Origin of the sequence: Streptosporangium amethystogenes (genome assembly GCF_000721075.1) — a bacterium.
Classification (GTDB): Bacteria; Actinomycetota; Actinomycetes; order Streptosporangiales; family Streptosporangiaceae; genus Streptosporangium; species Streptosporangium amethystogenes.
In genome coordinates this window covers 152,278-178,599 of the sequence record NZ_JOEQ01000004.1, presented here as the reverse complement: position 1 = coordinate 178,599, position 26,322 = coordinate 152,278, and the positions used below count along the sequence as shown (strand labels likewise).

Annotated in this window: 29 protein-coding genes; 20 read left to right on the top strand and 9 right to left on the bottom strand. The window is 70.6% G+C overall.

The genetic code is table 11. The features are described from left to right. Positions 1 to 87: 87 nt before the first annotated feature. From IG98_RS0105595 to IG98_RS0105565, 6 genes are all read left to right on the top strand, one after another. Positions 88 to 666 carry a YqgE/AlgH family protein gene (locus tag IG98_RS0105595; protein WP_030906470.1) on the top strand — a complete coding sequence of 193 codons (579 nt, stop codon included), beginning with the start codon at positions 88 to 90 and terminating at the stop codon, positions 664 to 666. 95 nt (positions 667 to 761) lie between these two features. Beyond that, positions 762 to 1,040 carry a hypothetical protein gene (locus tag IG98_RS0105590; RefSeq protein ID WP_157594172.1) on the top strand — a complete coding sequence of 93 codons (279 nt, stop codon included), beginning with the start codon at positions 762 to 764 and terminating at the stop codon, positions 1,038 to 1,040. A 104-nt stretch (positions 1,041 to 1,144) separates the two neighbouring features. After that, complete coding sequence (locus tag IG98_RS0105585) at positions 1,145 to 1,396, top strand: DUF3039 domain-containing protein (RefSeq protein WP_030906465.1); 252 nt, start codon at positions 1,145 to 1,147, stop codon at positions 1,394 to 1,396. A gap of 327 nt (positions 1,397 to 1,723) precedes the next feature. Continuing rightward, a complete protein-coding gene (locus IG98_RS0105580; RefSeq protein WP_245651407.1) occupies positions 1,724 to 2,431 on the top strand; it encodes a zinc metalloprotease in 708 nt (235 codons plus the stop codon). 284 nt (positions 2,432 to 2,715) lie between these two features. After that, positions 2,716 to 3,561: a hypothetical protein gene (locus IG98_RS0105570; protein WP_157594171.1), complete on the top strand. Its 846-nt coding sequence runs from the start codon at positions 2,716 to 2,718 to the stop codon at positions 3,559 to 3,561. Between the two features lie 137 nt (positions 3,562 to 3,698). After that, positions 3,699 to 5,450, top strand: coding sequence for a DEAD/DEAH box helicase (locus IG98_RS0105565; RefSeq protein ID WP_030906456.1), 1,752 nt, complete (start codon positions 3,699 to 3,701; stop codon positions 5,448 to 5,450). A gap of 45 nt (positions 5,451 to 5,495) precedes the next feature. On the opposite strand, the gene IG98_RS52350 is transcribed toward IG98_RS0105565, so the two are convergent. The 3 genes from IG98_RS52350 to IG98_RS0105550 form a co-directional block, all read right to left on the bottom strand. Then, the gene (locus IG98_RS52350) at positions 5,496 to 6,089 is read right to left on the bottom strand and encodes a hypothetical protein (protein WP_030906454.1); all 594 of its coding nucleotides are present in this window, start codon (positions 6,087 to 6,089) and stop codon (positions 5,496 to 5,498) included. A gap of 190 nt (positions 6,090 to 6,279) precedes the next feature. Beyond that, the gene (locus IG98_RS0105555; RefSeq protein WP_030906451.1) at positions 6,280 to 6,855 is read right to left on the bottom strand and encodes a nicotinamidase; all 576 of its coding nucleotides are present in this window, start codon (positions 6,853 to 6,855) and stop codon (positions 6,280 to 6,282) included. A 4-nt stretch (positions 6,856 to 6,859) separates the two neighbouring features. Then, positions 6,860 to 8,137, bottom strand: coding sequence for a nicotinate phosphoribosyltransferase (locus IG98_RS0105550; RefSeq protein WP_425427991.1), 1,278 nt, complete (start codon positions 8,135 to 8,137; stop codon positions 6,860 to 6,862). Positions 8,138 to 8,189: 52 nt separating this feature from the next. On the opposite strand from IG98_RS0105550, the gene clpS reads away from it, so the two are divergent. The 6 genes from clpS (at position 8,190) to IG98_RS0105520 (ending at position 11,133) form a co-directional block, all read left to right on the top strand. Next, entirely contained in the window at positions 8,190 to 8,477 is a 288-nt protein-coding gene (clpS, locus tag IG98_RS0105545; protein ID WP_030906445.1) for an ATP-dependent Clp protease adapter ClpS, read from the top strand. Between the two features lie 106 nt (positions 8,478 to 8,583). After that, positions 8,584 to 9,108 carry a DUF2017 domain-containing protein gene (locus IG98_RS0105540; RefSeq protein WP_030906442.1) on the top strand — a complete coding sequence of 175 codons (525 nt, stop codon included), beginning with the start codon at positions 8,584 to 8,586 and terminating at the stop codon, positions 9,106 to 9,108. A gap of 9 nt (positions 9,109 to 9,117) precedes the next feature. After that, positions 9,118 to 9,534 (top strand): M67 family metallopeptidase, encoded by a 417-nt coding sequence (locus tag IG98_RS0105535; protein WP_030906440.1) that lies wholly within the window; start codon positions 9,118 to 9,120, stop codon positions 9,532 to 9,534. Between the two features lie 37 nt (positions 9,535 to 9,571). Continuing rightward, entirely contained in the window at positions 9,572 to 9,727 is a 156-nt protein-coding gene (locus tag IG98_RS50145) for a hypothetical protein (RefSeq protein ID WP_157594170.1), read from the top strand. Between the two features lie 88 nt (positions 9,728 to 9,815). Further along, positions 9,816 to 10,094, top strand: coding sequence for a MoaD/ThiS family protein (locus tag IG98_RS0105525; protein ID WP_030906436.1), 279 nt, complete (start codon positions 9,816 to 9,818; stop codon positions 10,092 to 10,094). 91 nt (positions 10,095 to 10,185) lie between these two features. After that, positions 10,186 to 11,133, top strand: a complete 948-nt coding sequence (locus tag IG98_RS0105520; protein WP_030906433.1) for a PLP-dependent cysteine synthase family protein — start codon at positions 10,186 to 10,188, stop codon at positions 11,131 to 11,133. A 165-nt stretch (positions 11,134 to 11,298) separates the two neighbouring features. Here IG98_RS0105520 and IG98_RS0105515 read toward each other — a convergent pair whose 3' ends face one another. Continuing rightward, complete coding sequence (locus tag IG98_RS0105515) at positions 11,299 to 13,143, bottom strand: DUF3352 domain-containing protein (protein ID WP_030906430.1); 1,845 nt, start codon at positions 13,141 to 13,143, stop codon at positions 11,299 to 11,301. A gap of 386 nt (positions 13,144 to 13,529) precedes the next feature. Between IG98_RS0105515 and IG98_RS0105510 the strand changes: the two genes are divergently transcribed. The 6 genes from IG98_RS0105510 (at position 13,530) to IG98_RS0105485 (ending at position 19,358) form a co-directional block, all read left to right on the top strand. After that, entirely contained in the window at positions 13,530 to 14,321 is a 792-nt protein-coding gene (locus IG98_RS0105510; protein WP_030906427.1) for a thioesterase family protein, read from the top strand. A 98-nt stretch (positions 14,322 to 14,419) separates the two neighbouring features. Beyond that, positions 14,420 to 15,241: a glutamate racemase gene (gene murI, locus IG98_RS0105505; protein ID WP_037969442.1), complete on the top strand. Its 822-nt coding sequence runs from the start codon at positions 14,420 to 14,422 to the stop codon at positions 15,239 to 15,241. 100 nt (positions 15,242 to 15,341) lie between these two features. Then, positions 15,342 to 16,094, top strand: a complete 753-nt coding sequence (locus IG98_RS0105500; RefSeq protein WP_030906421.1) for an MBL fold metallo-hydrolase — start codon at positions 15,342 to 15,344, stop codon at positions 16,092 to 16,094. 5 nt (positions 16,095 to 16,099) lie between these two features. Continuing rightward, positions 16,100 to 16,816 carry a ribonuclease PH gene (rph, locus tag IG98_RS0105495; RefSeq protein ID WP_030906418.1) on the top strand — a complete coding sequence of 239 codons (717 nt, stop codon included), beginning with the start codon at positions 16,100 to 16,102 and terminating at the stop codon, positions 16,814 to 16,816. 43 nt (positions 16,817 to 16,859) lie between these two features. Next, entirely contained in the window at positions 16,860 to 17,498 is a 639-nt protein-coding gene (rdgB, locus tag IG98_RS0105490; protein WP_051751623.1) for an RdgB/HAM1 family non-canonical purine NTP pyrophosphatase, read from the top strand. Between the two features lie 171 nt (positions 17,499 to 17,669). Further along, positions 17,670 to 19,358 (top strand): molybdopterin-dependent oxidoreductase, encoded by a 1,689-nt coding sequence (locus IG98_RS0105485; RefSeq protein ID WP_030906413.1) that lies wholly within the window; start codon positions 17,670 to 17,672, stop codon positions 19,356 to 19,358. A gap of 178 nt (positions 19,359 to 19,536) precedes the next feature. Here IG98_RS0105485 and IG98_RS0105480 read toward each other — a convergent pair whose 3' ends face one another. Further along, complete coding sequence (locus IG98_RS0105480; RefSeq protein WP_051751621.1) at positions 19,537 to 19,839, bottom strand: peptidase inhibitor family I36 protein; 303 nt, start codon at positions 19,837 to 19,839, stop codon at positions 19,537 to 19,539. Between the two features lie 401 nt (positions 19,840 to 20,240). Continuing rightward, positions 20,241 to 20,537 (bottom strand): hypothetical protein, encoded by a 297-nt coding sequence (locus IG98_RS0105470; protein WP_030906407.1) that lies wholly within the window; start codon positions 20,535 to 20,537, stop codon positions 20,241 to 20,243. Between the two features lie 356 nt (positions 20,538 to 20,893). Between IG98_RS0105470 and IG98_RS0105465 the strand changes: the two genes are divergently transcribed. Together IG98_RS0105465 and IG98_RS0105460 are read left to right on the top strand one after the other, a co-directional pair. Further along, a complete protein-coding gene (locus IG98_RS0105465) occupies positions 20,894 to 21,640 on the top strand; it encodes a toxin glutamine deamidase domain-containing protein (RefSeq protein ID WP_245651406.1) in 747 nt (248 codons plus the stop codon). After that, the gene (locus IG98_RS0105460) at positions 21,637 to 21,906 is read left to right on the top strand and encodes a hypothetical protein (RefSeq protein ID WP_030906401.1); all 270 of its coding nucleotides are present in this window, start codon (positions 21,637 to 21,639) and stop codon (positions 21,904 to 21,906) included. Before IG98_RS0105465 ends, IG98_RS0105460 begins: the two co-directional genes overlap by 4 nt. A 233-nt stretch (positions 21,907 to 22,139) precedes the next feature. Here the strand turns inward: IG98_RS0105460 and IG98_RS0105455 are convergent, their stop codons facing one another. The 3 genes from IG98_RS0105455 to IG98_RS0105445 all read right to left on the bottom strand — a co-directional run bounded on the left by IG98_RS0105455 (position 22,140) and on the right by IG98_RS0105445 (position 26,319). Beyond that, entirely contained in the window at positions 22,140 to 24,650 is a 2,511-nt protein-coding gene (locus tag IG98_RS0105455; RefSeq protein WP_030906398.1) for an ABC transporter permease, read from the bottom strand. A gap of 1 nt (position 24,651) precedes the next feature. Next, entirely contained in the window at positions 24,652 to 25,425 is a 774-nt protein-coding gene (locus tag IG98_RS0105450) for an ABC transporter ATP-binding protein (RefSeq protein WP_030906395.1), read from the bottom strand. 228 nt (positions 25,426 to 25,653) lie between these two features. Then, positions 25,654 to 26,319: a response regulator gene (locus IG98_RS0105445; RefSeq protein ID WP_211263897.1), complete on the bottom strand. Its 666-nt coding sequence runs from the start codon at positions 26,317 to 26,319 to the stop codon at positions 25,654 to 25,656. Between the last annotated feature and the right edge of the window lie 3 nt (positions 26,320 to 26,322).

Sequence of the window (26,322 nt, the reverse complement as noted above, 5' to 3'; positions counted from 1 at the left end):
GCGTCGCGTGACGGGCACATGAGGTCCGGGTCATCAGAAGGGCGGGGGGAGCAGCGCGAAGGGGCCTTCACCCCTCATGATGGAGGTATGGCGGAGGCGATCTACGTCGGTGGGCTTCTGGTGGCCACCCCGCAGCTGGAGGATCCCAACTTCCGGCGCAGCGTGGTCCTGGTGCTGGAGCACGACCTCGACGGCGGCACCCTGGGCGTGGTGCTCAACAGGCCGAGTGACATCTCGGTGACCCAGGTGCTCCCGACCTGGGACACCATGGTCACCGGCCCGTCCGTGCTGTTCCAGGGAGGCCCCGTGCAGACCGACAGCGCCCTGGCGCTGGCCGCGGTGCCGAGCGGGCAGGAGCCGCTCGGCTGGCGGCGGCTGCACGCGGGCACCGCGGCGGTCTCCAGGCTCGGCACCGTCGACCTCGACGCGCCGCCGGAGATCCTCGCCGGGGAGATCGCCCAGATGCGCATCTTCGCGGGGTACGCCGGATGGTCGGCCGGGCAACTGGAGAGCGAGATCGGCGAGGGCGCCTGGTACGTCGTGGACTCGGAGCTCGGCGACACATTCCACCACGACCCCGAGTCGCTCTGGCGGGCCGTGCTCCGCCGCCAGCGGGGCGAGCTGGCCTATGTGGCCACCTGTCCTGACGACCCGTCGATGAACTAGACCGGGTGCCCGGGGCGGTCCCAGCCGGGACGCAGGGAGCGTTCGGCCAGGGCGAGGGTCGACTCCAGGCGGGCGGAGATGGCAAGGTGGCCGACGTGCTGCCCGGTTACAGGGCGGCCGCCAAGCTTCCGGAACTCCCCGCCGAGCAGCTGGAGCTGGTCAAGCAGGGCGCCGCCTACGCCCAGACCGGCGCGGCCCCCGGCACGCCCGAGCCGATCGTGCAGGCCATCACCGGCGTCGTGCACTCGTCCTTCCCGGACGGCATGCACCTCGGCTTCACGGTCAGCACCGGGGTGGCCGTCCTCGCGGCGCTGCTCGCGCTCTTCGTCAGGGCGGGGCGCAAGAGCGAGGGCGCCGTGATCCACATGGGCTGAAGGCACTCGAACACGGTTCATCCCCAGGCCCGGCGACCGATCGCCGGGCCTGCGGCGTCGCGCCGGTGACCGGGGCGCGACGGTGCGGGCATAAAATCACCAGGGTGAGTACGAAGATTCTCCCTGAGAGCGACGTCCGGCCGGACCTGTCGCACGGCGACGGCGACCACGAGCGCTTCGCCCACTACGTCGAGAAGAACAAGATCATGGAGAGCGCGCTGAGCGGGACACCGGTCCGCGCGCTCTGCGGGAAGGTCTGGGTGCCCAACCGCGACCCCCAGAAGTTCCCGGTCTGCCCGGAGTGCAAGGAGATCTACTCGGGCCTGCCGAAGGGGGAAGACGGCAACAAGGAGTGAGTGTTGCTGATGGGTGATCGCCACCGATGAGGCTACGGTCGGGATGTCGCCGGGGGGCGGCGAGCGACCAGTGGCCGGTATCCGTCGGGGGAGTCCATGTTTCGGCGTGCGATCGCCGTTTTTTCCGCATGCCTGTTGACGCTGCCCATCCCCGGCCGGGAACCCACCGTGCCCGGGTGCGCCCTCGCCTCCGGAGCGGCCCACGTCATGGTGCGGGGGGCGGTCCGCCCCGCGCCGCCGGTGCGTGGGCCCGAGCCGCCCGTGCCATCCCCGGTGTCCTCCCTCCTGCCCGTCGACGGACGGTCCCGGTCGAGATCGCTTCCGCTCGTGCTTCCCGTCACCGTGCCCACCTGGGTGCACGTCATCACCGACGGTCGCCTCGGCGCCCCCGACTTCGCCGTACGCGACCAGGTCGCCACGCTCAACATCGCCTACTCCGGGCAACTCGGCGGGGCGGACACCGGGATCCGGTTCAGGCTGGAGGGCATCACCCGTACCGTCAACCCGGCCTGGTTCCGCGACCCCGTCACCCACGAGCGGGCGATCAAGCAGATGCGCAGGGGCGGCCCCGAAACGCTCAACCTCTACCTCGCCCAGCTCAGCGAGCTGGTGCTCGGCTACTCCACCTACCCCCACGGATACCGGAAGGAGCCGGCTCTCGACGGCGTGGTCGTCGACTGGCGCAGCCTGCCCGGCGGGGCGATGCGCAGCTTCGACCGGGGGTACACCGGGGTCCATGAGATCGGTCACTGGCTCGGGCTGCTGCACACCTTCGAGAAGGGCTGCGAGGCCGTGGGCGACGGGGTCGCCGACACCGCGCCCGAGGGGCAGCCCACCGAGGGCTGCCCGCAGGTCAAGGACACCTGCGCGGGAGGCGGTCCCGACCCGATCCACAACTTCATGGACTACTCCGACGACCGCTGCATGTCCGGGTTCACCTCCGGCCAGGCCCTCAGGATGCAGCAGATGTGGGTCGCCCACCGAGAGCCGGGGCGGACACTCCCCTTGACAGGTGACCGTACCGAAGGCACTTGACGCTCCGTACGAATCCCCCGGCTCATCGGCCCCGAGTACCGCGCCGCCTCCCTCGGCGTCCTGCTCGTCGTCACGCTGATCGGCCATGACGACATCGCCACCGGCTACATCATGATCGTCGCCCCGATGGCATCCCTGGGGCCCTTCGGGGTGATCGTGGCCCGGCGTATGCGGGACATCTCATGACTCATTGGTCACTCCTGTAACAGCGATCACCCATAGCCGGACCACGCCGCGGGATGCATGGTAGGACGGTAGGACCGTGACCGCCGGGAGGAGGCCCCGTGCACGAACGACCTCGCCGCTCGGACCCGTTGGACGAGCCCGGTCGTGACGGGGGGCGCCGGTCCCGGCGGGGCGGAAAGGCCGCCCGGAAGGCCACACGGAAGGCGGAGGACCAGGGGTGGCCGCCCGATGACCCGGACCTCGGTGACGAGCGCCGTCCCTGGCCGCCGCCGGAGTCCGAGCCGTCCGACAGCCGCTCCCACCTCACCTGGCCTCCTCGGATACCCGAGCCCGGTGACGACCTCCCACCCTCGGCCCGCTGGTACGGCACGCCCATCGCCCCGCCCCAGCCCCGTCCCGGGCGCCTGCGCGGTCTGCTGCTCGTACTGCTCACCCTCGTCGTCGGCGGCGGCGTCATCGCCGGCGCGGTCGTGCTGGTGCTGCGGTCGGCGCCGGACCCGCCGCCGGGGCGGGTGACCGATCCGGTCGCGGGGGTCAGCTACCGGCTGCCGGAGGGCTGGCTCGCGGGCACGGTGCCGCCCGTCACGGGGTTCACCTCGGTCGCGGGCGACGGTGTCAACACGACGGTGATGGTCATGCCGGCGGAACCCGCGGCCGACGTGCGCGCCACCGCGGCCGAGCTCGGCGACCTGTACGGACGGCTCCTGCTCCACGGCGACAAGGTGAAGGTGGTGGACGACACGGAGATCGCGGTGGGCGCGCGCACCGGGCACGCCCGCTCGCTGCGCGCCGAGTACCTGGACATCGTGAACCGGCCGGCCTACCTTCGCGTGGTCTTCCTCACAGGTGGCGGCGGGCGCCCGGTGGTCGTGGTCGGAATGGCGCAGCCGGACGATCCCGTGTCGCGGGCCGAGATCGATACGGTGATCGCGGGTCTGAACTGACGCCCGGCCTCCGTGAGCCGCGGCGTGCCTGTCGATCGGCGGCGGTCACGGAACACCTAGCACGCGGAGGCGACCTTGGCGAGGATCTCGGCCGATCGGCACGTCTTGTCGGCGACGCCGATTACCCTGGTGACACTGTGAGCACTTTCGCCGCATCCCACCTCTCGCCCTCATATCCGGACCGTGCCGCCTGGGGCACCGCGCCGAAGCTTCGCGCGTGGCAGCAGGAGGCCTTTGACCTGTACTCCAGCCGTGAGCCTCGTGACTTCCTCGCGGTCGCCACCCCGGGTGCGGGCAAGACGACCTTCGCACTCCGCATCGCCGGCGACCTCCTGTCCAGAGGGCTGATCCGGGCTGTGACCATCGTCACACCGACGGAGCATCTCAAGCAGCAGTGGGCGGACGCCGCGGGCAGGGTCGGCATCGCGATCGATCCCGAGTTCAAGAACAGCCAGGGCGCGACCTCCCGTGACTACGTCGGGGTGGCCATCACCTACGCCCAGGTGTCGATGCATCCGGCACTGCACCGCGCCCGCACCGAGGCGCGCAAGACGCTCGTGATCTTCGATGAGATCCACCACGCGGGCGACGCGAAGTCCTGGGGCGACGGCGTGCGGGAGGCGTTCGAGCCCGCCGCCCGGCGCCTCGCCCTGACCGGCACCCCCTTCAGGTCCGACATCAACCCGATCCCCTTCGTCACCTACGCCGAAGACGGCGACGGGGTCAGGCGCAGCGTCTCCGACTACTCCTACGGTTACGGTCCCGCGCTCGCCGACGGTGTCGTCCGCCCGGTCATCTTCCTCGCCTACGCCGGTGAGATGCGCTGGCGGACCCGCGCCGGCGACGAGATCGCCGCCACCCTCGGCACCCCGCTCACCAAGGACCAGCTCGGTCAGGCGTGGCGGGCCGCGCTCGACCCGAAGGGCGAGTGGATCCGCCAGGTTCTCCGGGCGGCCGACCGGCGGCTGACCGAGGTGCGCAGGGGCGTGCCCGACGCCGGGGCCCTGGTCATCGCCACCGACCACGAGACCGCCCGCGCCTACGCCCGCCACATCAGGACCATCACCGGCGAGGGCGCCACGGTCGTGCTCTCCGACGACCCGGCGGCCTCAAAGAAGATCAAGGAGTTCTCCGCCTCCGAGCAGCGCTGGCTGGTCGCGGTCCGGATGGTCTCCGAGGGCGTCGACATCCCGCGCCTGGCCGTCGGCGTCTACGCCACGAGCATCTCGACCCCGCTCTTCTTCGCGCAGGCGGTCGGCCGCTTCGTCCGCGCCCGCAAGAGAGGCGAGACCGCGTCCGTCTTCGTGCCCTCGGTGCCGACCCTGATGGGACTGGCGGCGGAGCTGGAGGCCGAGCGCGACCACGTGCTCGACCGCAAGCCCCCGGAGGAGGGGCTGGACGACTTCCTGCTGGAGGACGCCCAGCGTAAGAAGGACAATCCCGACGTCCTGGGTGATGAGCTGCCGTTCGAGACCCTGGAGGCGGTCGCCACCTTCGACCGGGTGCTCTTCGACGGCGGCGAGTTCGGCAGTGCCGCGGAGACCGGTTCCCCCGAGGAGGAGGACTTTCTCGGCCTGCCGGGCCTGCTGGAGCCCGACCAGGTCCGCACCCTGCTGAGCAAGCGCCAGTCCGATCAGCTGAAGGCCAGGCGCAACAGGCCCGAGCCCAAGGAGCCGCAACTCGCCCCGCACGAGCTGATCGCCAACCTCCGCAAGGAACTCAACGGCCTCGTCGGCGCCTGGAACCACCGCACCGGCCAGCCGCACGGTGTGATCCACGCCGAGCTCCGCAGGTCCTGTGGCGGCCCCGCCATCGCGCAGGCCTCCGCGGAGCAGATCCAGGAGCGGATCGACAAGATCCGCCACTGGGCCACCCAGCGCTCCCACTGACCCGGCCACCGGGTCGCACCGGCGTTCGCGCCGGGCGCGACCCGGTCAGCCGAGGGCGATCGGCCTGCCGGTCCGGCCGTCGATCGCCCGGAACCCTCCCTCGCCGCGCACCGGTTGCGAGAGCGGCACCTGCAGGGAGGCCACGCCGCCGGTGACGCTCACCGGTCGCGTCGTGGCGCCCGAGGCGCGGCTCTCCGCCTCGCCGTCGCGCATCCAGACCCTGATCGTGCGGTTCCGGTGACGCAGGACCACCGTCGCGGTGTCGCACTCGTCGGCCCTGGCCGTCCAGAAGAGCGTCACGCCCCGCAGCGCGCCCTGGCGGCGGGCCAGCCGTACCCGTTCGGGAGCGGGCATCCTGCCGGGGCAGGAGACGCTCCGCGCGTCCCGAGCGCCCTGCTGGGCCGCCTGCGGGGCCGGGGCAGGAGCCGGGACCGGGGCCGGTATCCGGGCAGCCGAGGGCGGGGGCGCGGCGATGAGGGTCCGCGGCGGGACCTGGAGCGTGCTGGTGGTCCAGATCGTGGCCACTTCCAGTGAGACCAGCGCCAGCACACTCGTCAGCCGCACCAGCGTCCCGCCGCGAAAAAGGTTCCACAGGCACAGCGGGGTCAGGACCAGCCAGGAGACACCGAGCACGAACATATGAGGTCACCACCGGTAGTAAGAGGTCTCAGCTCTCCGTGATACTCCTGTCGCGGCGGGTGGTGGTTGGGTTTACCCACCCATGCCGATCCGGTAGTCGTTCGAATGCCCGCGGTGGGCGCTCCCGACGGCCTTCCCCCCCGCCGGGCTCCCGGACAGGGCGGGAAACCGTGCCGAGGGGGGACGACCGTCAGGCCGGGCGGACCACCGGGGTGCCGGTGAGACGGGCTCCGGCGGAGCCGAGCTCGGCGAGGGCGGCCTCGGTGGTCGGGGCGGCCACCCCCGCGGTGAGATCCAGCAGCACCCGGACGGAGAGGCCGTGCGCGAGCGCGTCCAGGGCGGTGGCCCGCACACAGTGGTCGGTGGCGATGCCGACGACGTCCACCGTGTCCACGCCGCGCTCGCCGAGCCAGTCGGCCAGGCTCGTACCGTCGGGGGTGACGCCCTCGAAGCCGCTGTAGGCGGCGGCGTGCGCCCCCTTGCTGAACACCTCCTCCACCCGTCCGGTGTCGAAGGCGGGATGGAAGTCCGAGCCGGCCGTCCCGACGACACAGTGGACGGGCCAGGAGTTCACGTAGTCGGGTTGGGCGGCGAAGTGGGAGCCGGGGTCCACATGGTGGTCGCGGGTGGCCACGACGTGGTCGTAGCCGTGGGAGGCGGTGTACCGGGAGATGGCGGCGGCCACCTCGGCGCCGCCGCCGACCGGAAGGCTGCCGCCCTCGCAGAAGTCGTTCTGGACATCGACGATGATCAGTGCGGTTGGCATGCGGTCAGTCAAACACGGTGGGCAGCGCGGCGTAGCCCCGGGAGAGCTGGTGGGCGTTGGCCGGCAGCTCGGCGAGGGCTTCCCGGTGCCGTGCGCGGGCCGCGTCCAGCTTCTCGCGGCCGACGATCTCGCCCTTCCTGACCAGCGGGACCTGCAGCGGACGGGCGTCCGTGGGAAGGTCACCGGAGGTGGTGACCAGCTCGGTGACCGCCGTGCCCGCCGGGTCGAGCCTGCGGAAGGCGTTCTTGCGACCGCCCCTGCTGGGCTTGCCCACCGACCTCTTGGCCACCGGCCGCATGATCCCGTCGGCGTCGGCGCGGGCGACGAGCTTGTAGACCAGGGCGGCGGTGGGCGATCCCGAGCCGGTGACCAGCGACGTGCCGACGCCGTAGCCGTCCACGGGAGCGGCCGACAGCGCCGCGATGGCGTACTCGTCGAGGTCGCTGGTGACGATGATCCGGGTCTGGTGCGCACCGAGCGCGTCGAGCTGCTCGCGGACCTCGTGGGCCACCTGGACGAGGTCTCCGGAATCGAGCCGGACGGCGCCGAGGGAGGGACCGGCCAGCTCCACCGCGGTCCGTACGGCCTGGACCACGTCGTAGGTGTCGACCAGCAGTGTCGTGCCGGTGCCGAGGGAGGCGATCTGGGCCTGGAAGGCCTGCTTTTCGGAGTCGTGGAGCAGGGTGAACGCGTGGGCCGCGGTGCCGGCCGTCGGCACACCGTACGCGCGGCCCGCCATGAGGTTGGAGGTGGAGGAGAACCCGCAGAGGTAGGCGGCCCGCGCGGCGGCCACGGCCGCCGCCTCGTGGGTCCGTCGCGAGCCCATCTCGATGATCGGCCTGGTCCCGGCGGCGCCGACCATGCGAGCGGCGGCGGCGGCGATCGCGCAGTCGTGGTTGAGCACCGACAGGATCACGGTCTCCAGCAGCACCGCCTCGGCGAACGTGCCCTCCACCGTCATGATCGGGGAACCGGGGAAGTAGCACTCGCCCTCGGCGTAGCCGTCCACGTCCCCCGAGAACCGGTATCCGGCGAGGAAGGCCAGGGTCGGCTCGTCGACAACCCGGTTGTCTTCGAGGAACGCCAGCGCCTCCTCGTCGAAGCGGAAGGACTCCAGCGCCTCCAGCACCCGGCCGGTGCCCGCGACGACCCCGTAGCGCCGCCCGCCGGGCAGCTGTCGCGCGAACACCTCGAAGACCGCCCGCCTGGAGGCGGCGCCGCTTCTCAGCGCCGCCTCCAGCATCGTCAGCTCATAGTGATCGGTAAGCAACGCGGTGCTCATGCTCTCTGTCACGAGTCGAAGACTAATCCCGGGGTAGGGCAGACTGGTGAATGTGGGTAGCACCGCTCCAACAGAGGTCGAGCGTCCGTCAATCGACGTAAGACCCGATCTGCCATGGTTGACAATCGTCTGGAATGACCCCGTCAACCTGATGTCCTATGTGACGTACGTCTTCCGGACCGTCTTCGGGTACTCCAAGGAGAAGGCGGAGAAGTTGATGCTCGACGTGCACCACAAGGGCAAGGCGGTGGTCTCCAGCGGCACCCGTGAGGAGATGGAGCGCGACGCGCAGATCATGCACTCCTACGGGCTGTGGGCCACGGTCCAGCGGGATTCGTGAGCGGGCGGCCGGTGCCGTCCGTCGCCGGGCGGCGGCGGGCGACGGGGCGATCCCAGACGACGGGCGGGTCCCGGGTGGAGGGCCCGCGAGGAATGGTGGGCGAGAGATGAGTTCGGGATTCAAGCCGGGCCGTGAGGGCGGTGTGGTCACGGGTTTCGACGCCGCCGAGGTGTCGATCCTGCGCTCGCTGGTCACCCAGACCCTGGGCCTGATAGAGCCGGGGGAGACCGGCGACGATCCGCTGGAGAGGGCGCTCGGCATCGGCGCGTCCGAGCAGTCCAACGATCCGGTGCTGGCCAGGCTGTTCCCCTCGGCGTACGAGGACGGCGAGGCGGCCGCGGAGTTTCGCCGGTACACCGAGGCGACGCTGCGCGAGGGCAAGCGGGCCGACGCCAAGGCGATGCTCGACAGCGCCGAGCCCGGCAGGGTCGAGCTGACCAGGGAGCAGGCGGAGGCGTGGATGCGCGCGCTGAACGACGTGCGGCTCACGCTCGGCACCCGGCTGGAGGTGACCGAGGAGGTGCACGACGAGATCGCCGACATGTCGGAGCACGACCCCCGGTATCCGGTGTACGTCATCTACGACTGGCTGACCTACCTCCAGGACACCCTGGTCCGAGCCCTTTGGTAGCTTTCAGGCATGCTCACGATCTCCCGGGAACTGGTTGACAAGATCATCGCGCACGCCAGGGTGGACCACCCCGACGAGGCCTGCGGTGTGATCGCCGGGCCCGTCGGTTCCGACTCTCCCGAACGGTTCATCGCCATGGAGAACGCCGAGCGGTCGCCGACGTTCTACCGGTTCGACTCGCTGGAGCAGTTGCGCGTCTGGCGGGAGATGGACGACCGCGACGAGGAACCCGTGGTGATCTACCATTCCCACACCGCCACCGAGGCCTACCCCTCCCGCACCGACATCTCCTACGCCGCCGAGCCGGGAGCCCACTACGTGCTGGTCTCCACCCGGGAGGAGCTGGGGGCGGAGGCCGAGTTCCGCTCGTACCGGATCGTCGACGGTGTCGTGAGCGAGGAGAAGGTGACGATCACCTCCGGGTGACCGTCCCGGGTGTACGGCCGTGTGGTGGATTGTCCCTTTGGGTAAGCTGGTGGGCATGCTGACCGCCGCCCCGAGCCAGGAGGACGTCGTGCGCTCGCGTCCGGGCCCACGGGCACGGCACGCGGGCGTCGCGCCCGTGCAGAACTTCCTGTTCGCGCACACGCCTTTCGTTGTCGTCTACGACTGTCGCTGACCGGCTTTTCTGGAATCCTCCGGCGCTCGCCGGTGTTTCGAACCGGTGGGCTACTACTCCCATGACGACACAAGGAGATTGACCCGCGATGGCCATTGAGGTTCGCATCCCGACCATCCTGCGCACCTACACCGACGGTGCCAAGGCCGTCGACGCCAAGGGCGCCACGCTTGAGGAGCTGATCGGCGACCTGGAGGCCCGGCACCCCGGGCTGAAGGAGCGCCTGGTCGACAAGGGCGCGCTGCGCCGCTTCGTGAACGTCTACCTGAATGACGAGGACGTCCGCTTCCTGGGCGGGCTGGAGACCCCGGTCGCCGACGGCGACACGGTCACCGTCCTGCCCGCCGTGGCCGGCGGTTCCCGCTAGTGCGCGGCGCCGCCCGCTCCGCGAGATCTCCCGGGGTGGGCGGTGCACCTCGCTGTCGTTGGTAGGACTACAGAGGCGGAAGCCGTACACCATGCGTTTTGACTCACTGATCGACTCGGTAGGCCGGACCCCGATGGTCGGCCTGCCCAGGCTCTCGCCCTCGGAGGACGTGCGGATCTGGGCCAAGCTCGAAGACCGCAACCCGACAGGTTCGATCAAGGACCGTCCGGCGCTGTGGATGATCGAGCAGGCGGAGAAGGACGGGCTCCTCTCACCGGGCTGCACCATCCTCGAACCCACGAGCGGCAACACCGGTATCTCGCTGGCGATGTCCGCCCGGCTCAAGGGTTACCGGCTGATCTGCGTGATGCCGGAGAACACCTCCGAGGAGCGCCGCCAGCTGCTGCGCATGTGGGGGGCGCAGATCATCTCCTCGCCCGCGGCGGGCGGCTCCAACGAGGCGGTCAGGGTCGCCAAGGGGCTGGCCGCAGAGAACCCCGACTGGGTGATGCTCTACCAGTACGGCAACCCGGCCAACTGGCGCTCGCACTACGAGTCGACCGGGCCGGAGATCCTGGCGGACCTGCCTTCCGTCACCCACTTCGTGGCCGGTCTGGGCACCACGGGCACCCTGATGGGCGTCGGCCGGTTCTTGCGCGAGCACGTCCCCGACGTGAAGATCGTCGCCGCCGAGCCGCGTTACGGCGAGCTGGTGTACGGCCTGCGCAACGTCGACGAGGGCTTCATCCCCGAGCTGTACGACGCCGAGGTCCTGACCACGCGTTTCTCCGTCTCCTCGGCCGACGCGCTGCGGCGCACCCGGGAGCTGCTGGCCGCAGAGGGCATCTTCGCCGGGGTCTCCACCGGAGCCGCCCTGCACGCCGCGCTCGGCATGGCGGCCAAGGCCGTCAAGGCGGGGGAACGGGCCGACATCGTCTTCGTGGTCGCGGACGGCGGCTGGAAGTACCTGTCCACCGGTGCCTACGAGGGGACGCTGGACGAGGCCGAGCAGCGGCTCGAAGGCCAGCTCTGGGCCTGATCCGAGGTCTCCGCGACGGGCCGGGGCGGCGAGGTCCGCGGGACCTGTGCCGAGCGCCGGATGCCAGGTGAACGACAAGGGCGGGCGTCCCGGTGGGACGCCCGCCCTTCGTCGTCCCCGAGGGGGACCGGTCCCCGGCGGGAGCCGCCGGGGACCGAGGGGGAGCTAGTCGTTGAGCAGGAGCCGCATCGAGAAGGTCGCCTCGCTGCCCGACTGGGTGCCGCTCACGCCCACGCCACGCAGTACCTGGAGGTTGGCCTTATCGTCGCCCTGCAGGCCTTCGAGATAGAGCTTCTCGATCTTGTCCAGGTCGACGAAGACGGCGAAGGTCGCCTCGTCGGCGTTGGGGATCGCGAGCTGGAAGGTCTCGCTGTCGCCAAGGGCGCCGTCCTTGTTGAGCTCGGCGGCGTACTCCTGCGAGCTGGCCAGGACGAAGGTGCCGTCACCGGGGACCTTGGCGAGCTGCGGGACGGTCGTCCCGGTGGTGGCAAGGTACTTCTCGATCTTGCCGACCACCTCCTGGGCCTTGGCCGGGTCGGTGACGATCTTCGCGCCGAACTTCGGGTCGCTGTCGAGGCCGCCTGCGTCCAGTGCGAGGGTGATGTTCTTGCCGAGCAGTGTCACCAGATCGTCGGGGAGCGCCAGGCCGGACTGCTGCTGGGCCTGGTCGACGAGCTGCTGCGCGTTGCTGCCAGCCGTGGTGGCCGACTTCATGAGCTGCGTCCACTGCTTGCCGATCACCTCGCCGAGACCGGAGATCGAGACCGCGCCGGCGGTGGAGGCCGGAAGCGTGCTGATCTTGGAGACCTCGGGGGTGCCCATGTCCAGATTCTGGGCGCCGCGGCTGATGCCCGCGAGCTCGACGTACCCGCTGTCGAAGCGGAGGGCGCCGGCCACCCGGACGTTCTTGATCTGGGCGAGGGTGGCGGGGTCCTGGGACGCCAGCTCGGGAGCCAGCTGGGCGATCTTGCCGGCATCCGCCCAGAAGGAGAGCACGCCGGTCTCGCCGAGTGCGCTCAGGTCGTCGGAGAAGTTGGCGTTCCCCGACAGCGGCGCGGCGGCCGCGGCCTGGTCGGCCTCCGCCTGGGTGGGGCTGAGCAGCGCGTAGTCGTCGCGGAACGCGATGCCGTACTTCTCCTTGCCCATCAGCTTGGCGATGCCGGCCTTGGCCTTGTCCTGGTCGGTGACCTGGACGGCCACCACGACACCGGGCTCCTTGGCACCCTTGGCCGGCGGCAGCGCGGCGACGCCGACCCGGACGCCGAGCCACGGCTCGATGTCGGCGGCGTAGTTCACCTTGCCAAGACTGTCCGCGTCCTTCTTCAGCAGGTCGAAGATCGCCTGGCGCGGGTCGTCACCGCTGAAGGAGTCCTTGGTGACCGTGAACTTCCTGGCGATGTTGAACAGCGCCACCTTCTGGTTCGCGGCCGGGTCGAGGTCAAGGCGTACGTAGCCGATGGCGTTGGCGGGCAGCACGTCGTGCGGCTGCGTGCCGCCGCCACTGAGCAGGTTGACGGCGAAGACGCTGCCACCGCCGATGAGGACCACCACGAGCGCGGCGATCGCCGCGAACAGCCAGCCCTTACCGCCCTTGCGGGGCGGAGTTCCGGTCGGCTGTCCGGCGCCCAGGAAGTCGGGGCCCTGCTGCCAGTTCCCCGCCTGCTGCGGATAGGTCTGCTGACCGTAGTGCTGCTGCTGGTAGCCGGGCTGCTGCTGGCCGTAGGGCTGGCCGGCCTGCTGCCCATAGTTCTGCTGGCCGGTCGGCTGCCCGTAGTTCTGCTGGCCGTACGCCTGCTGGGGGTTCTGCTGGGGCTGGCCCTGCTGCGGGTAGGGCTGCCCCTGCTGGTAGCCCTGCTGGGGCTGGGTGTATCCGGGCTGGCCGTTCTGGGGGTAGACCTGCGTGTGTGGTTGGTCGCTTCGCTGCGCGCCCTCGTTCCGGCGGTAGGCGATCGTCCTGTCGGGCTGCTGATCCGGCGTGGGCGACTGGTCTGGGGGATTGTTGGCAGGCATGATCACTCACAATGTGGACTTCGTGGATATGGAGAAGTTAGTGCACTTTGCTAGCAACCCGCTTGCATTGAACTAACCGTGGGATTGGTACGTCTAAGCGAGATTGAGCCTTCTCTCTTAGGATTCATCGGGTCTTGACGCGCTGTTTTCGCAGGTGGTCGTCATGTCCTTCTTCCTGTGGGCTTCGACCTTTCCACAGCCCCGGGCGGCTCGCGAAACCGCGAGGACTCTTGCGACTCGGGTGCCCTCAGCCTCATTTCGGGCTCGGTTTGGAATCGGATCGGGCTCGGGGCGGCCCAGGTGGTGGAGCGTCCGGGGGGGCGGGGAGGCGAAGGCGGCGGGGAGTAGGTAAAGTGAGCCGTCTAGAACAAGGTTCGGGAGTGTGGATGACGAAGTTCGACGAGGCGACAGGGGCAATCCGGGTGGACGAGACCACCTACGACGTGTGTCTCGACCCCGGATACTCGATCGGCGGCCCCCTCAACGGCGGCTACCTGATGGCCGTGCTGCTGCGCGCTGTCGTGGACGCCTCACCCCATGAGCACCCGGTGACCACCAGTGCCCAGTTCCTGCGCGCCGCCGTCCCCGGCCCCGCGCAGGTGCGCCTGGAGCAGATCAAGACCGGCCGCACCGCCACGATGACCCGGGCCAGCCTGGTCAGGGACGGCGACTCCATCATCGAGTCCCTCGTCACGACCGCGACCCTCGGCGGCGCCGTCCCCGACTGGACGGACGGCCCGTCGGTGACGATGCCGCCGATGGAGCAGTGCCTCTGGCTGCCCGCCCCCAAGATCGAGTCGAACATGACGCTCAACGCCCAAATGGAGCTGGCGTTCGACCCTCCCACCATCGGCTGGCTGGAGGGCAGGCCCAGCGGTCGCCCCGAGGCCCGCGCCTACTTCCGGATGGCCGAGCCGCAGGATCCCGACCCGTACGTGCTGGCACTGGCCGTGGACTGCCTGCCGCCGGTGGTCTTCTCCGCCGGAGAGCGCGGCTGGGCCCCCACCGTCGACCTCACCTGGCACCTGCGCGCGCTGCCCGCCCCCGGCTGGCTGACCGTCATCGCCGGCGGCAGGCTGATCAGCGACGGCTGGTTCGACGAGGACGTCGAGGTCTGGGACTCCACCGGCCGCCTGGTCGCCCAATCCCGCCAGCTGGCCCGCGTCGGGCGGGGCTGATACTCACGGGACCGGAAAAGTACAGGCCGAGCCGGCAATCGGCGGTGTGAGGATTCTTACCGTGTTCGATCGACCCAGGTCCCCTAGCCTTGGGAACTGTGTCGCGAGCGAGCGTTGGAATCTTTGACAGTGGTGTGGGCGGCCTCACGGTGGCTCGGGCGATCATCGATCAGTTGCCCAACGAGTCGATCCTCTACGTGGCGGACACGGCGCGGCAGCCGTACGGCCCCAAGAGCATCGCGCAGGTCCGCGCCTACGCGCTGGAGGTGATGGACCACCTCGTCGAGCACGACGTGAAGATGCTGGTGATCGCGTGCAACAGCGCCAGCGCCGCGGTGCTCCGCGACGCCCGCGAGCGCTACGACGTGCCGGTCGTCGAGGTGATCCAGCCGGCCACCCGCCGTGCCGTACGCGCCACCCGCAACGGCAGGGTCGGGGTGATCGGGACCAGGGCCACCATCGAGTCGATGGCCTACCACGACGCGTTCGCCGCGGCCCCCGACGTCCGGCTGACCACGGTGGCGGCGCCGCGCCTGGTGGAGTTCGTCGAGCGTGGGGAGACCATGAGCGAGGAGCTCATCGCGGTCATCCGCGAGTACCTGGAGCCGGTGCTCGCCGACCGGTGCGACACGTTGATCCTGGGATGCACGCACTACCCGCTCCTCGTCGGGCCGATCTCCTACGTGGTGGGAGACGGCGTCACGCTGGTGTCCAGCGCCGACGAGACGGCCAAGGACGTGTACCGCATCCTGCACGACCGGGGTCTGGCCGCCGTAGGGGGCGCGCCCGGACACCGTTTCCGCGCCACCGGTGACGCGGGTCTCTTCGCCGACCTCGGACGACGGTTCCTCGGACCGGAGATCGAGGCCGTCGAGGTGGCGGTGGTGGGTGATGTTTCGAACAACGGACATCGCGCGTAACGGTGCTCCGGCGCTCCGTAGGGGGAGCGCCCGGGAGCGGCGGACACCGGTCACCGGCGCCCGCGACGCGCAGCGCCGCAGAAAACAGTAGGAGGCCGCCGTGAAACTGACGATCATCGGGTGCTCGGGAAGCTTTCCCGGTCCTGACAGCCCTTCCTCCTGCTACCTGCTGGAGGCGGAGGGGTTCCGCATGCTGCTCGACTTCGGAAACGGCGCGCTCGGCGCGCTCCAGCGGCACATCGGCCTGTACGACGTGGACGCGATCTGCCTGTCCCACCTGCACGCCGACCACTGCCTCGACATGTGCCCCTATCACGTGGTCCGCACCTATTCCCCCGTGGGTCCGCTGCCCAAGGTGCCGGTGTACGGACCCTCCGACGCGCGCCGGCGGCTGAACTCGGCCTACGCGATGCCCGACGAGCCGTCGCTCGACACCGCCTTCGACTTCGTCGAACTGACGCCGGGGACGTTCGAGGTCGGCCCGTTCGAGGTGACGGCCGCGCTGATGAACCATCCGGTGGAGACCTACGGGTTCAGGGTCTCCCACGGCGGGCGCTCGGTGGCCTACTCCGGCGACACCGGCGAGAGCGCCGAGCTGGTCAAGCTCGCCTCGGGGGCCGACGTCTTCCTGTGTGAGGCGTCACACCTGGATCGGCCGGACCTCCCTTCCGGCCTGCACCTGAGCGGCCGCCAGGCGGCCGAGCACGCGGCCAGGGCGGATGTGGAGACCCTGGTGCTGACCCACCTGGTGCCCTGGAACGACAGCGACCGCGTCCTGGAGGAGGCCCGGGGCGGCGGGTTCGGCGGACGGATGGAACTCGCACGAAGCGGGGCTGGCTATGACCTAGGGTGAACTGCATGGCTCGTGCAGATGGACGTTCTCCCGATCAGCTCCGCCCCGTCACCATCACCCGCGACTGGATCACGCACGCCGAGGGTTCGGTGCTCGTCGAGTTCGGCGGCACCAGGGTGCTCTGTGCCGCCTCCGTGCAGGACAGCGTGCCGCGCTGGCGCCGGGGCAGCGGTCAGGGCTGGATCACCGCCGAGTACGCCATGCTGCCGCGTGCCACGAACACCCGCAACGACCGCGAGTCGGTACGCGGCAAGATCGGCGGCCGTACGCACGAGATCTCCCGCCTGATCGGCCGCTCGCTGCGCGCCTGCGTCGACTACAAGGTCCTCGGCGAGAACTCGATCGTCATCGACTGTGACGTGCTCCAGGCGGACGGCGGCACCCGCACCGCCGCCATCACCGGCGCGTACGTGGCGCTGGTCGACGCGATCGCCTGGATGCGCAAGCGGAAGATGTGCGGCGCAGACCCGCTGATCGACTCGGTCGCGGCGGTCTCCGTCGGCGTCGTCGGCTCGACGCCGCTGCTCGACCTCTGCTACACCGAGGACGTCGCCGCCGAGACGGACATGAACGTGGTGATGACCGGCTCCGGCGAGTTCGTCGAGGTCCAGGGCACCGCGGAGGGCAAGCCGTTCAACCGCGCCGCCCTCGACGAGCTGCTCGACCTCGGCGCGGCCGGCTGCGTGGAGCTCACCCGCCTGCAGCGGGAGGCCCTGGCATGAGCGGGTCTTTCCACGTGAGCGATTCTGGGGCTAGGGGATCGGCATGAGTGGACTCGATGTCAACGAGACCGGTTCGGGCAGGCCCCGCGTGATCCTCGCCACCCGGAACGCCGGGAAGATCGCCGAGCTGCGCCGGATCCTGGCCGACGCCGAGGTCCCGGTGGAGATCGTCGGGCTTGAGGAGTTCCCCGAGATCGGCGACGTCGCCGAGACCGGCCTGACCTTCGCGGAGAACGCCCTGCTCAAGGCGCACGCGGTGGCCCGGCAGTCCGGCCTGCCGGCGATCGCCGACGACTCCGGCCTCTGCGTCGACGCGCTGAACGGCATGCCGGGCATCTTCTCCGCCCGCTGGTCCGGCAAGCACGGCGACGACCTGGCCAACCTCGACCTGCTGCTCGCCCAGGTCTCCGACGTGCCCGCCGAGCACCGGGGCGCGCACTTCGCCTGCGCCGCCGCGCTGGCGCTCCCGTCGGGAGAGGAACGGATGACCGAGGGCGCGCTGCACGGCGTGATCATCGACACCCCGCGCGGTGTCAACGGCTTCGGCTACGACCCGATCCTGCTGCCCGAGGGCGAGAGCCGGACCGCCGCCGAGCTGTCCGCCGCGGAGAAGGACGCCATCAGCCACCGGGGCCGCGCCTTCCGCGCCCTGGCCCCCATCCTCGCCGAACTGCTCGTCTGACGGTCTTTCGCCGAGCCCGTACTTTTGGTGCGGCTCACACTGGGGGCGACGATCTCGTGCTCCTCGGCGGAGCCCGTACGGAAACGAGCGGCGGCCCGGGGCGACTGTTCGAGTCGGCCTGTAATCGGGGCGTAAGATCCTCCGTTCGCGGATGGGCGTAGCGTCGGAGGTATGCAGAGCAACAGGCGCATGCCCCAGTGGGCCGCGGCGCTGATCGGCCTGGTGTCCGGCGCGGTGGCGGTCGGGGTCTCCCTGCTCGTCGCGGGCCTGGTGAACCCGTCCGCCTTCCCGATCGTCGCGGTGGGCGACTCGGCGGTCGACCTCACCCCGGCCGTGCTCAAGGAGTGGGCGATCCGCACCTTCGGTGAGAACGACAAGGTCGTGCTGCTCGGCGGGATCATCGTGGTCATGGCGCTCATCGCCGTCGCGCTGGGCATCGCCGCCGCCCGCGACGTCCGGTACGGCCTGGCCGGCCTGGCCGCCTTCGGCCTCGTCGGCGTCGTCGCCGTGCTGACCCGTCCGGAGGCCGGGCTCGTGGACGTCCTGCCGACGGTGGTGGGCGTCGGCGCGGGCATGTTCGCGCTGCATCGGATCATCCGCCGCTCCCTCGTCCCCGCCGAAGAGCTCGCCGGCGCCTCGACCGGTCCGTACGGAGACCGGGGGCACCCGGCGCACGGCACCGGACCGGGGGAGATCGCGCCGGTTTCATCGCCGGAGCCTCTGCCGGAATCCGAGAGGCGGCCCGAGGTGGCCACACCGCCGGTCATGCGGGCCGGGAACGACCTGCGCGCGTTCGACCGCCGGGGCCTGCTGACCGGCGTGCTCGGCGGCGTCGCCGCCGCCGGGGTGGCCGGGATCGCCGGGCGGATGCTGTCGGGGCGGGCCGAGGTGAGCGTGGCCCGTAGCGGCATCACGCTGCCTCATCCCGCGAAACCCCTCGCGCCGCTGCCCGCCGGGGTCGACCTCAAGCTCAAGGGCCTGTCGCCGTTCGTCACCCCGAACAGCGACTTCTACCGGGTCGACACCGCCCTGGTCGTCCCCCAGGTGGACCCGGGCAGCTGGACCCTCAAGATCCACGGCATGGTCGACCGCCCGGTCGAGCTCACCTTCGCCGACCTGATGAAGCGCACCGTGGTCGAGGCCGACGTCACGCTCTGCTGCGTCTCCAACGAGGTCGGCGGTCCCTACATCGGTAACGCCCGATGGCTGGGCGTCAGCCTGGCCGACGTGCTGCGCGACGCGGGCGTGCAGAAGGGCGCCGACATGCTGCTCAGCACCTCCGCCGACGGCTGGACCGCCGGAACCCCGGTCGATGTCGTCCTCGACGGCCGCGACGCCCTGCTGGCCTTCGGCATGAACGGCGAAGCGCTCCCCGTCGACCACGGCTTCCCGGTCCGCCAGGTCGTCCCCGGCCTGTACGGCTACGTCTCGGCCACCAAGTGGGTCACCGACATCAGGGTCACCCGCTTCGACGAGGACGAGGCCTACTGGACGCCCAGGGGCTGGTCGGCCAAGGGCCCGATCAAGACCGAGTCGCGCATCGACCTGCCCAGGGACGGTGCGAGCGTCCCGGTGGGCCGCACCGTCATCGCGGGCGTCGCCTGGGCACAGCACAAGGGCGTGGACGCGGTCGAGGTCCGGGTCGACCGGGGTCAGTGGCGCCAGGCCCGCCTAGCCGAGGCCCCCACCGCCGACACCTGGCGCCAGTGGGTCATCGACGACTGGGACGCCACCGCCGGCGACCACACCATCGAGGTCCGCGCCACCGACGCCACCGGCTACACCCAGACCGCCGACCGAGCCCCGGTGGCCCCGGACGGCGCCACCGGCTGGCACACGATCCAGGTGCGGGTCGGCTGATCCGGGCGGTGGTTCCGTACCCCCTGTAGGCGCACCTCGCATGCGGGGACAGATCAGCTCGGTCCGTGCGACGTCGCTGCGTACGGGGTGGATCACCCTCGCGTGCGCGGGGCCGCCAGGGCGTCCCGCTGATTCCGCAACGCCCTGCGGTGTAGCCGAGAGGCCGCCCTGCGGTGGTTCATCGGTAGCACGGTTTCACGGAGCTTGCCCGGTTGTCCCATTCCGGGGACAGGTTTCCGGAGCCTCCGGGGTATATCGGCCAGGACGACTCGTCGTAGTTCGGGTTCTCGTACAGACACCACCAGGGGGTGGTGGTGCGGTCGGCGTAGCTCGATGCCCGGTTGTCCATGCTCTGCCGTCGCAGGTCCGGCGAGCCGTGCCGGAACGAGGCCATCAGCCCGGTCCCGCCGGCCCCGTCGAAAAGGCAGAAGTGCTGACGCGGGCAGCGTTCGTAGCCCGCGGGGGCGGCCTGGGCGAACACCGGGCCCCCGCCGCCCAGCAGGGCGAGCCCGAGCCTCGTACACTCTCGCCAAGGCGGCCGCCGGGCCGCCGGTGGCCAGGGCCAGGGGCGTGATCAAGGCGAGGACGCCCTTCTTGACCGGGTCGCGCATGTGTCTCCCTCACTGGTCGGTACGTCGGCGCTGCTCGTGGCCGCCGGTTCCGATCACCGCCGTCACGAGCCGCGGCAGCCGGGGCGTTCGCGTGGGTCTTCCGAACTTGGCCGGATAGCCCACCGCGGCATTCACCTCGCTGCGTCACCGAGAGTGCTTCGGGCCGGTCGCTTCCCGATGACCTGCCTGGTCGGCGGCCTGCAGTCTCGGTCCCTTCGGCGTTCCGCTCGCAGGTGGGCAGTGGACGCTCGTGGGGAGAACGCCGGTCGGGTCAGGTCCGCCGGAGTGAGGCGGGCCGGACGACGATGTCGGGCTGCCAGGGGTGGTCGGCGTTCTGGAGGCCGACGGCCGCGAGACCGCCCGCGAGCCCCGCCGCCGTACGGTGCAGCCAGAGGGCTGGGGCGTGCGGTCGTACGGCCAGGTCCGGGGCGTCGGCCAGGCCGTCGAGCTCGACGGTGACGGAGGAGTCGGCGAGCGCGGCTCCGGGCACCTCGCCCGAGTCGCAGGCGTCGCTCAGCCGACGAGCCGCCTGGAGGACGAGCGCGCTGATCCGGTCATCGGGGGTCATCGTCTCTCGTTCCTACGTTGCGGCCTGTATCGGGGCTATATCGGGCAAACCAACCTATCGATCTCCCCGGTTGGTCGGTGAGCCGGTTCGTTCGATCGCGAAACGCGGCCATGGGGAGCCGGTCGCGATTGAAAAGCGAAGAGAGGGGCGAGTGGCCGGGGGCGTTCATTGGTGTCGCGTTGTGCGAGGTGGAGGGCCAAAAGCAGTGGTTTCCGTGTTGCGTGCTGTTGGCGTGCCAAATCCTGCAGAGAGCGGAAAATCCCTGGTCACCGCCCCTGTAAATGGTCAACTCCGCCGTGCCGCGTTGGGAGCCGCCCTACTATCTGGCTCCCAGAGGTCGGGGGACGGGGGAGCCGGTGAGTGAGTGGAGTTTGGCCTCGGGGGTCTACAACCCCGTGGTGACCGTGGACGGGCAGCGGTGGCGGGACTTCGAGCTGGAGTTTCAGGTGCCTGCGGCGGCGGTGCCCCGGGAGCGGGAGCGGATGCGCTGGGGACCGGCCCGACTGGACCAGTGCCGGCCGTACGGGGTGGCGGGCGGGCTGGCCAGGCCCGATCCGCAGACCGAGGAGGACATGCTGCGGGCCGTCCCGGTCACCGAGCAGGGCACTCCGCGCCGCTTCCCGGACCCGCGCGGCATGTGGATCAGGCTGATCAACGGGACCGGGCCGGCCGACGACCCGTTCCGGGCCACCAACGCGATCGACTGTGCGCTGTCGGTGCTCTCCACCTGGTATGGAGCCCCGGCGGTGGCCGCGCCCCGGCGGCCCGAGTACGACCGGGTCGGCAGACCGCTGCTCAGCGGCGAGGCCGGGGGAGTGGCCAGGGCGGAGCGGTGGCTGGGACAGCGCTTCCAGTACGTGGGGCAGGGGCGCCACGCCTACCTGCCGATCGCGCAGGCGCTGCTGGCCGGGGGGCACGGCTCCTCGGCCGTGGTCATCAACCGCTGGCCGGCCGGGGGCAGTCACGCGTGGAACGCGGTGAACTTCGACGGCGAGGTGATCTGGATCGACGGGCAGCGGGGGCACATGGCGGTGGAGCCGCCGTACGAGTCGGTGACCGGTGTGTTCTGCGTTGTGATCGACAGGGAGGGGCGGCGGCTGTGAACCCGGACCAGGCCAGGGCGGTGGCGGAGGAGTACTTCAATGGTGTCCGCAGCGCGGGCGCCACCGTCGATATCAGGATTTATGCCTTTCAAGAGGGCTATGTCGCCTGGGCGAACGAGCCCGACTCCGACGACCCCAGTGTGCTGCCCGACACCGTCGGCTCCGGGTGCGTGGTCATCGACAGGGCCACCGGCGAGATCGTCATTCGGCCGCTGCTCAACCCCGAGACGGTGGCGGAGCAGTGGCCGGGACGCCGCCCCCGATAACGGAGACGTCCCGGCCACCATGCTCAACCTGCCCCGCCGCACCGGCCGGATTGGGGAGTATTCAGCTCGGCTCATCCGGCTCAGGCCGTCCGGCAGCGCTCCGGGCTCAACCTGCCCCGCCGGGCCGGATCGGAAAACACCCTGCTCATCCGGCTCGGGCCGCCCGGCAGGACTTCGGATCGTCCCGGCCGTGCCCGGACTCGCGCGACGCTTGCGATCCGGCCCGGCGGCGCTCAGCCACTCGCCAGCGAGCCCACCACCGAGGCGCGGGCCGCGCGCCGGGCGGGCAGCACCGCGGCGAGCACCCCGGCCAGGCCGGACAGCGCCACGAACGACAGGATCTGCGGCACCGGCAGCTGGAAGATGACGTTCTCGGTCATCGTCCGCGCGGCGGCCCAGCCGAACCCGATGCCCAGCACCACGCCGACCAGCGCGCCGATGAGCCCCAGGACCAGCGCCTCGACCGAGAGCATCCGCCGCAGCTGGGGCCTGGTCAGGCCGAGCGCCCGCAGCAGCGCCGACTCGCGGGTGCGCTCGTGGACCGACAGCGAGAGCGTGTTGGCGATGCCCAGCAGGGAGATGAGCACCGCCAGGCCGAGCAGCCCCGTGATGATCATCAGCATCATGTCGAGCGCCTCGTCGAACTCGCCCCGCACCTCCGTCGAGCTGGTGACCTTCGCCGTCGGATACGGCCGCGTCGCCGCCTCGATGACCATGAGCGCCCGGTCGGGATCCACTCCGTCGGAGTAGTTGACTATCACCTGGCTGTCGCCCACCTCGCCGAAGTAGCGGTCGAACTCCCGCTCAGGCACCGTCACACCGGAAAGGCCCGACTCCTGATTGGAGACGCCCACGATCGACAGCTCGACCGCACCCGCCTTCGCCGTCCGCACGGTGATCCGGTCACCGACCCCGACCTTGAGCCGCTCGGCGACGTGGTCCGCGACCAGCGCCGCCCCCGGCACGAGCCGGTCGATCGAGCCCTCGTTGAGCTTCGGGGTGAAGCCCGGAGCCGGGGTGAACGTCCCCACCTCGTACTTCTCGTCTCCGGTCCCGAGCCTGGCGGTGCTCCCGCGGAACGCGACGACCGCGGTCAGCTCGGGCCTGGTCCGCAGGTCCTCGGCGATCGCCCGGGGCAGCTCCGAGCTGCGATCCTGGCTCCGCACCAGGTAGTCGACCGGGAACTGCTCGTCGAGCTGATGAGCGTAGGTCACCCGGATGGTGCCGGTGAGGACGGAGATGACGGTCATCAGCGTCACGCCCACGGTGAGCGCCACCGTGGTGGTCGCCGACCGCTTCGGGTTACGCCGGGAGTTGTCCACGGCCAGCCTGCCCGGCACCCCGAAGAGCCTGGCCGGAACCCAGCCCGCGAAGGCGGACAGCGGCTTCACGATCACCGGGCCGAGGGTCAGCACCGCCAGGAAGACGAGCGAGCAACCGGCCATGACCACGACCAGGGCGGTCTCGCCGGGCTTCATGGCCATGCCCGCCGCGGTGATCCCCGCGCCCGAGACCAGGAAGAGCGCCGCGAAGATCATCCGTACCAGGCCGGCTTTGAAGGTCTGCTCCTCGGCCTGCGAGCGCAGCGCCGCGATCGGCGCCACCCGCGTCGCCGACCTGGCGGGCAGCAGCGCCGCGCCGACCGTGACGGTCAGGCCGATGACCAGGCCCAGGACGATCGTACGAGGCGTCAGGGAGGCCGCGACCGACGGTAGCGGCGCGCCGACCGCGGTGAGCACGGCCAGTGCTCCCGCCCCCATCCCGTAGCCGAGCAGCAGGCCCAGCACCGACGACAGCAGGCCGACCACCGCCGACTCCAGCACGATCGAGCCGAAGACCTGCCCGCGCGTCGCCCCGATACAGCGCAGCAGCGCCATCTCACGGGTCCGCTGGGCCACCAGGATGTTGAAGGTGTTGTAGATGACCAGCGCGGCCACGAACATCGCCACCACGCCGAACAGCAGCAGACCCAGGGTGAGGAACTCGCTGCTGGCACCGTTGGCCTTGGCCAGGTCCGCCGCGTACCGCTCACCGGTCTTGACCTGGTGACCCGCCCCCACGACCGCCGCGACCGAGGCGCGCAGCGTCTCCTGGGAGACACCCTCGGCGGCGGCGACGTCGACCTCCCGGAACCCCCGCTGCCCGGTCATCTTTCTGGCGGTGTCGGTGGTGTAGCCGACCGCGCCCGTGAACCCGATCTCCTGGTCCAGGCCGATGTCGAACAGCCCCACCAGGGTGAACTCGTGCCTGGCGTTCTCCGAGTCGAGCACCGCGACGGTGTCACCGACCTTGAAACCACGGGTCCTGGCCGTACCCTCGTCGAGCACCGCCTCCGTCGGGGTCCTCGGCGCCCTACCGCTGACGATCGAGGTACGGTTCAGCGCGCCCTCGGGCAGGGAGATCCCCACCGTGGGATAGTCACCGGCCGCCTTGCCGTCCTTGCCGATCAGGGCGGATGTGCCCCGCACCAGCCCCTGGGCGTCGGCGACACCTTCCGTGGCGCGAATCTTCTCCAGGGTCGCGTCGGAGATGGCCGACGGCTCGTCGCCCTTGTCCGGCCCCGGGAGCACCGCGACGTCGATCCGGTCGGCCGCCGCCGCGAACTTCTGGGTGAACCCCGCCTCGATGGTGTCGGTCAGTACGAACGTCCCCGCGATGAAGCCCACCCCCAGCGCGATCGCCAGCGATGTCAGCATCAGCCGCAGCCGGTGCGCGCGCAATCCGGCCAGCGTCGTCCTCAGCACCTCACGCCTCCAGCTTCATCAGCGTGTCCAGCACCGACTGCGGCGTCGGCCCCACCAGCTCGCTGACCAGCAGGCCGTCCCGGAGGAAGACCACCCGGTCGGCGTAGGAGGCCGCCACCGGGTCATGGGTGACCATCACGATCGTCTGGTCGAGCTCACGCACCGAGGTACGCAGGAATGACAGCACCTCGGCACCGCTCCGCGAGTCCAGGTTGCCGGTGGGCTCGTCGGCGAAGATGACCTGCGGCCCGCTGATCAGGGCGCGGGCGACCGCGACCCGCTGCTGCTGGCCGCCGGACAGCTCGGAGGGCTTGTGCCCCAGCCGGTCGCGCAGCCCCACGGTCCCCACGACCAGGTCGAACAGCTCCGGGTCGGCCAGCCGTCCGGCGATCTCCAGCGGGAGCCGGATGTTCTGCTCGGCGGTCAGTGTCGGCAACAGGTTGAACGCCTGGAAGACGAAGCCGATCCGCTCACGGCGCAGCAGGGTGAGCTGCCTGTCGTTGAGACCGGTGAGCTCCACGTCCCCGATGCGCACCTGTCCGCCGCTCACCGTGTCCAGCCCGGCCAGGCAGTGCATCAGCGTGGACTTGCCCGACCCCGAAGGTCCCATGATCGCGGTGAAGGCGCCGGACGAGAACGAGACGTCCACGCCGCGCAGCGCGTGCACGGCGGTGTCCCCCCGGCCGTACACCTTCGTGAGACCCCTGGCCGTCACGGCCGGCTCCGCGCCTTTTCCACGCGCACCCCACGCGCCGACCTCTCCGGTGATGGTCACGGCAGTTCTCCTCAACGACGTATGGCGTTATGACGCACCAAACGCTATTGATGGGGGAAGCGGGATCCATCAGGCTTTAGGCCTGAGCTGCGGCCCTACGCAGGGCGTACCCGGAAGAGGAGACGGCACCTACGTTGCAGCACCACCTCGGCCATTCGGCCGATGGCATCCACGACGACCGGCCGGGACGGCTCGAACAGGCCGACGTCGACCTGCGACGGCCCCGGGCTAGCCCGCCGAATGCGGGGTCACCAGACCGGACTCGTAGGCGTACACGACGACCTGCGCCCGATCCCGCAGACCCAGCTTGGCCAGCACCCGGCCCAGATGCGTCTTGACCGTCGCCTCCGCCAACTCCAGCCGACGGGCGATCTCCGTGTTCGACAATCCCCTCGCCACCAGCACCAGCACCTCACGCTCCCGCGCCGTCAACCCCGACAGCGCGGCCGACTCGGCCACCCCCGTCGAGGGAAGATGCACCGCGAACCGCTCCAGCAACCGCCGCGTCGTGCTCGGCGCCACCACCGCGTCGCCACTGTGCACCGAATGGATCGCACTCACCAGCTCGGCGGGCGGCACATCCTTCAGCAGGAACCCCGACGCACCCGCCTTCAACGCCGCGAACGCGTACTCGTCCAGATCGAACGTGGTCAGGATCAGTACCCGCGGCCCCCCGGCCATCGAACAGATCAACCGCGTCGCCTCCACCCCGTCCATCACCGGCATCCGCACGTCCATCAGCACCACATCCACCTCGACCGCCCGCACCGCCTCCACCGCGGCGGCCCCGTTGCCCGCCTCCGCGACGACCTCGATGCCGGGCTGGGCGCCGAGTACCATCCGGAACCCGGCACGCAGCAACTCCTGATCGTCGACCAGCATCACCCGAATCACCCG

Excerpts from the sequence above, each read along its gene's own strand:
- rdgB (WP_051751623.1), top strand. The coding sequence starts at position 16,860 with ATGAGTGGACTCGATGTCAACGAGACCGGTTCGGGCAGGCCCCGCGTG.
- IG98_RS0105555 (WP_030906451.1), bottom strand. The coding sequence starts at position 6,855 with ATGCCAACCGCACTGATCATCGTCGATGTCCAGAACGACTTCTGCGAG.
- IG98_RS0105510 (WP_030906427.1), top strand. The coding sequence starts at position 13,530 with ATGACGAAGTTCGACGAGGCGACAGGGGCAATCCGGGTGGACGAGACC.
- IG98_RS0105550 (WP_425427991.1), bottom strand. The coding sequence starts at position 8,137 with ATGAGCACCGCGTTGCTTACCGATCACTATGAGCTGACGATGCTGGAG.
- IG98_RS0105515 (WP_030906430.1), bottom strand. The coding sequence starts at position 13,143 with ATGCCTGCCAACAATCCCCCAGACCAGTCGCCCACGCCGGATCAGCAG.
- IG98_RS0105540 (WP_030906442.1), top strand. The coding sequence starts at position 8,584 with ATGAGTTCGGGATTCAAGCCGGGCCGTGAGGGCGGTGTGGTCACGGGT.
- IG98_RS0105485 (WP_030906413.1), top strand. The coding sequence starts at position 17,670 with ATGCAGAGCAACAGGCGCATGCCCCAGTGGGCCGCGGCGCTGATCGGC.
- IG98_RS0105470 (WP_030906407.1), bottom strand. The coding sequence starts at position 20,537 with ATGACCCCCGATGACCGGATCAGCGCGCTCGTCCTCCAGGCGGCTCGT.
- IG98_RS0105525 (WP_030906436.1), top strand. The coding sequence starts at position 9,816 with ATGGCCATTGAGGTTCGCATCCCGACCATCCTGCGCACCTACACCGAC.
- IG98_RS0105595 (WP_030906470.1), top strand. The coding sequence starts at position 88 with ATGGCGGAGGCGATCTACGTCGGTGGGCTTCTGGTGGCCACCCCGCAG.
- rph (WP_030906418.1), top strand. The coding sequence starts at position 16,100 with ATGGCTCGTGCAGATGGACGTTCTCCCGATCAGCTCCGCCCCGTCACC.
- IG98_RS0105535 (WP_030906440.1), top strand. The coding sequence starts at position 9,118 with ATGCTCACGATCTCCCGGGAACTGGTTGACAAGATCATCGCGCACGCC.
- IG98_RS52350 (WP_030906454.1), bottom strand. The coding sequence starts at position 6,089 with ATGTTCGTGCTCGGTGTCTCCTGGCTGGTCCTGACCCCGCTGTGCCTG.
- IG98_RS0105520 (WP_030906433.1), top strand. The coding sequence starts at position 10,186 with ATGCGTTTTGACTCACTGATCGACTCGGTAGGCCGGACCCCGATGGTC.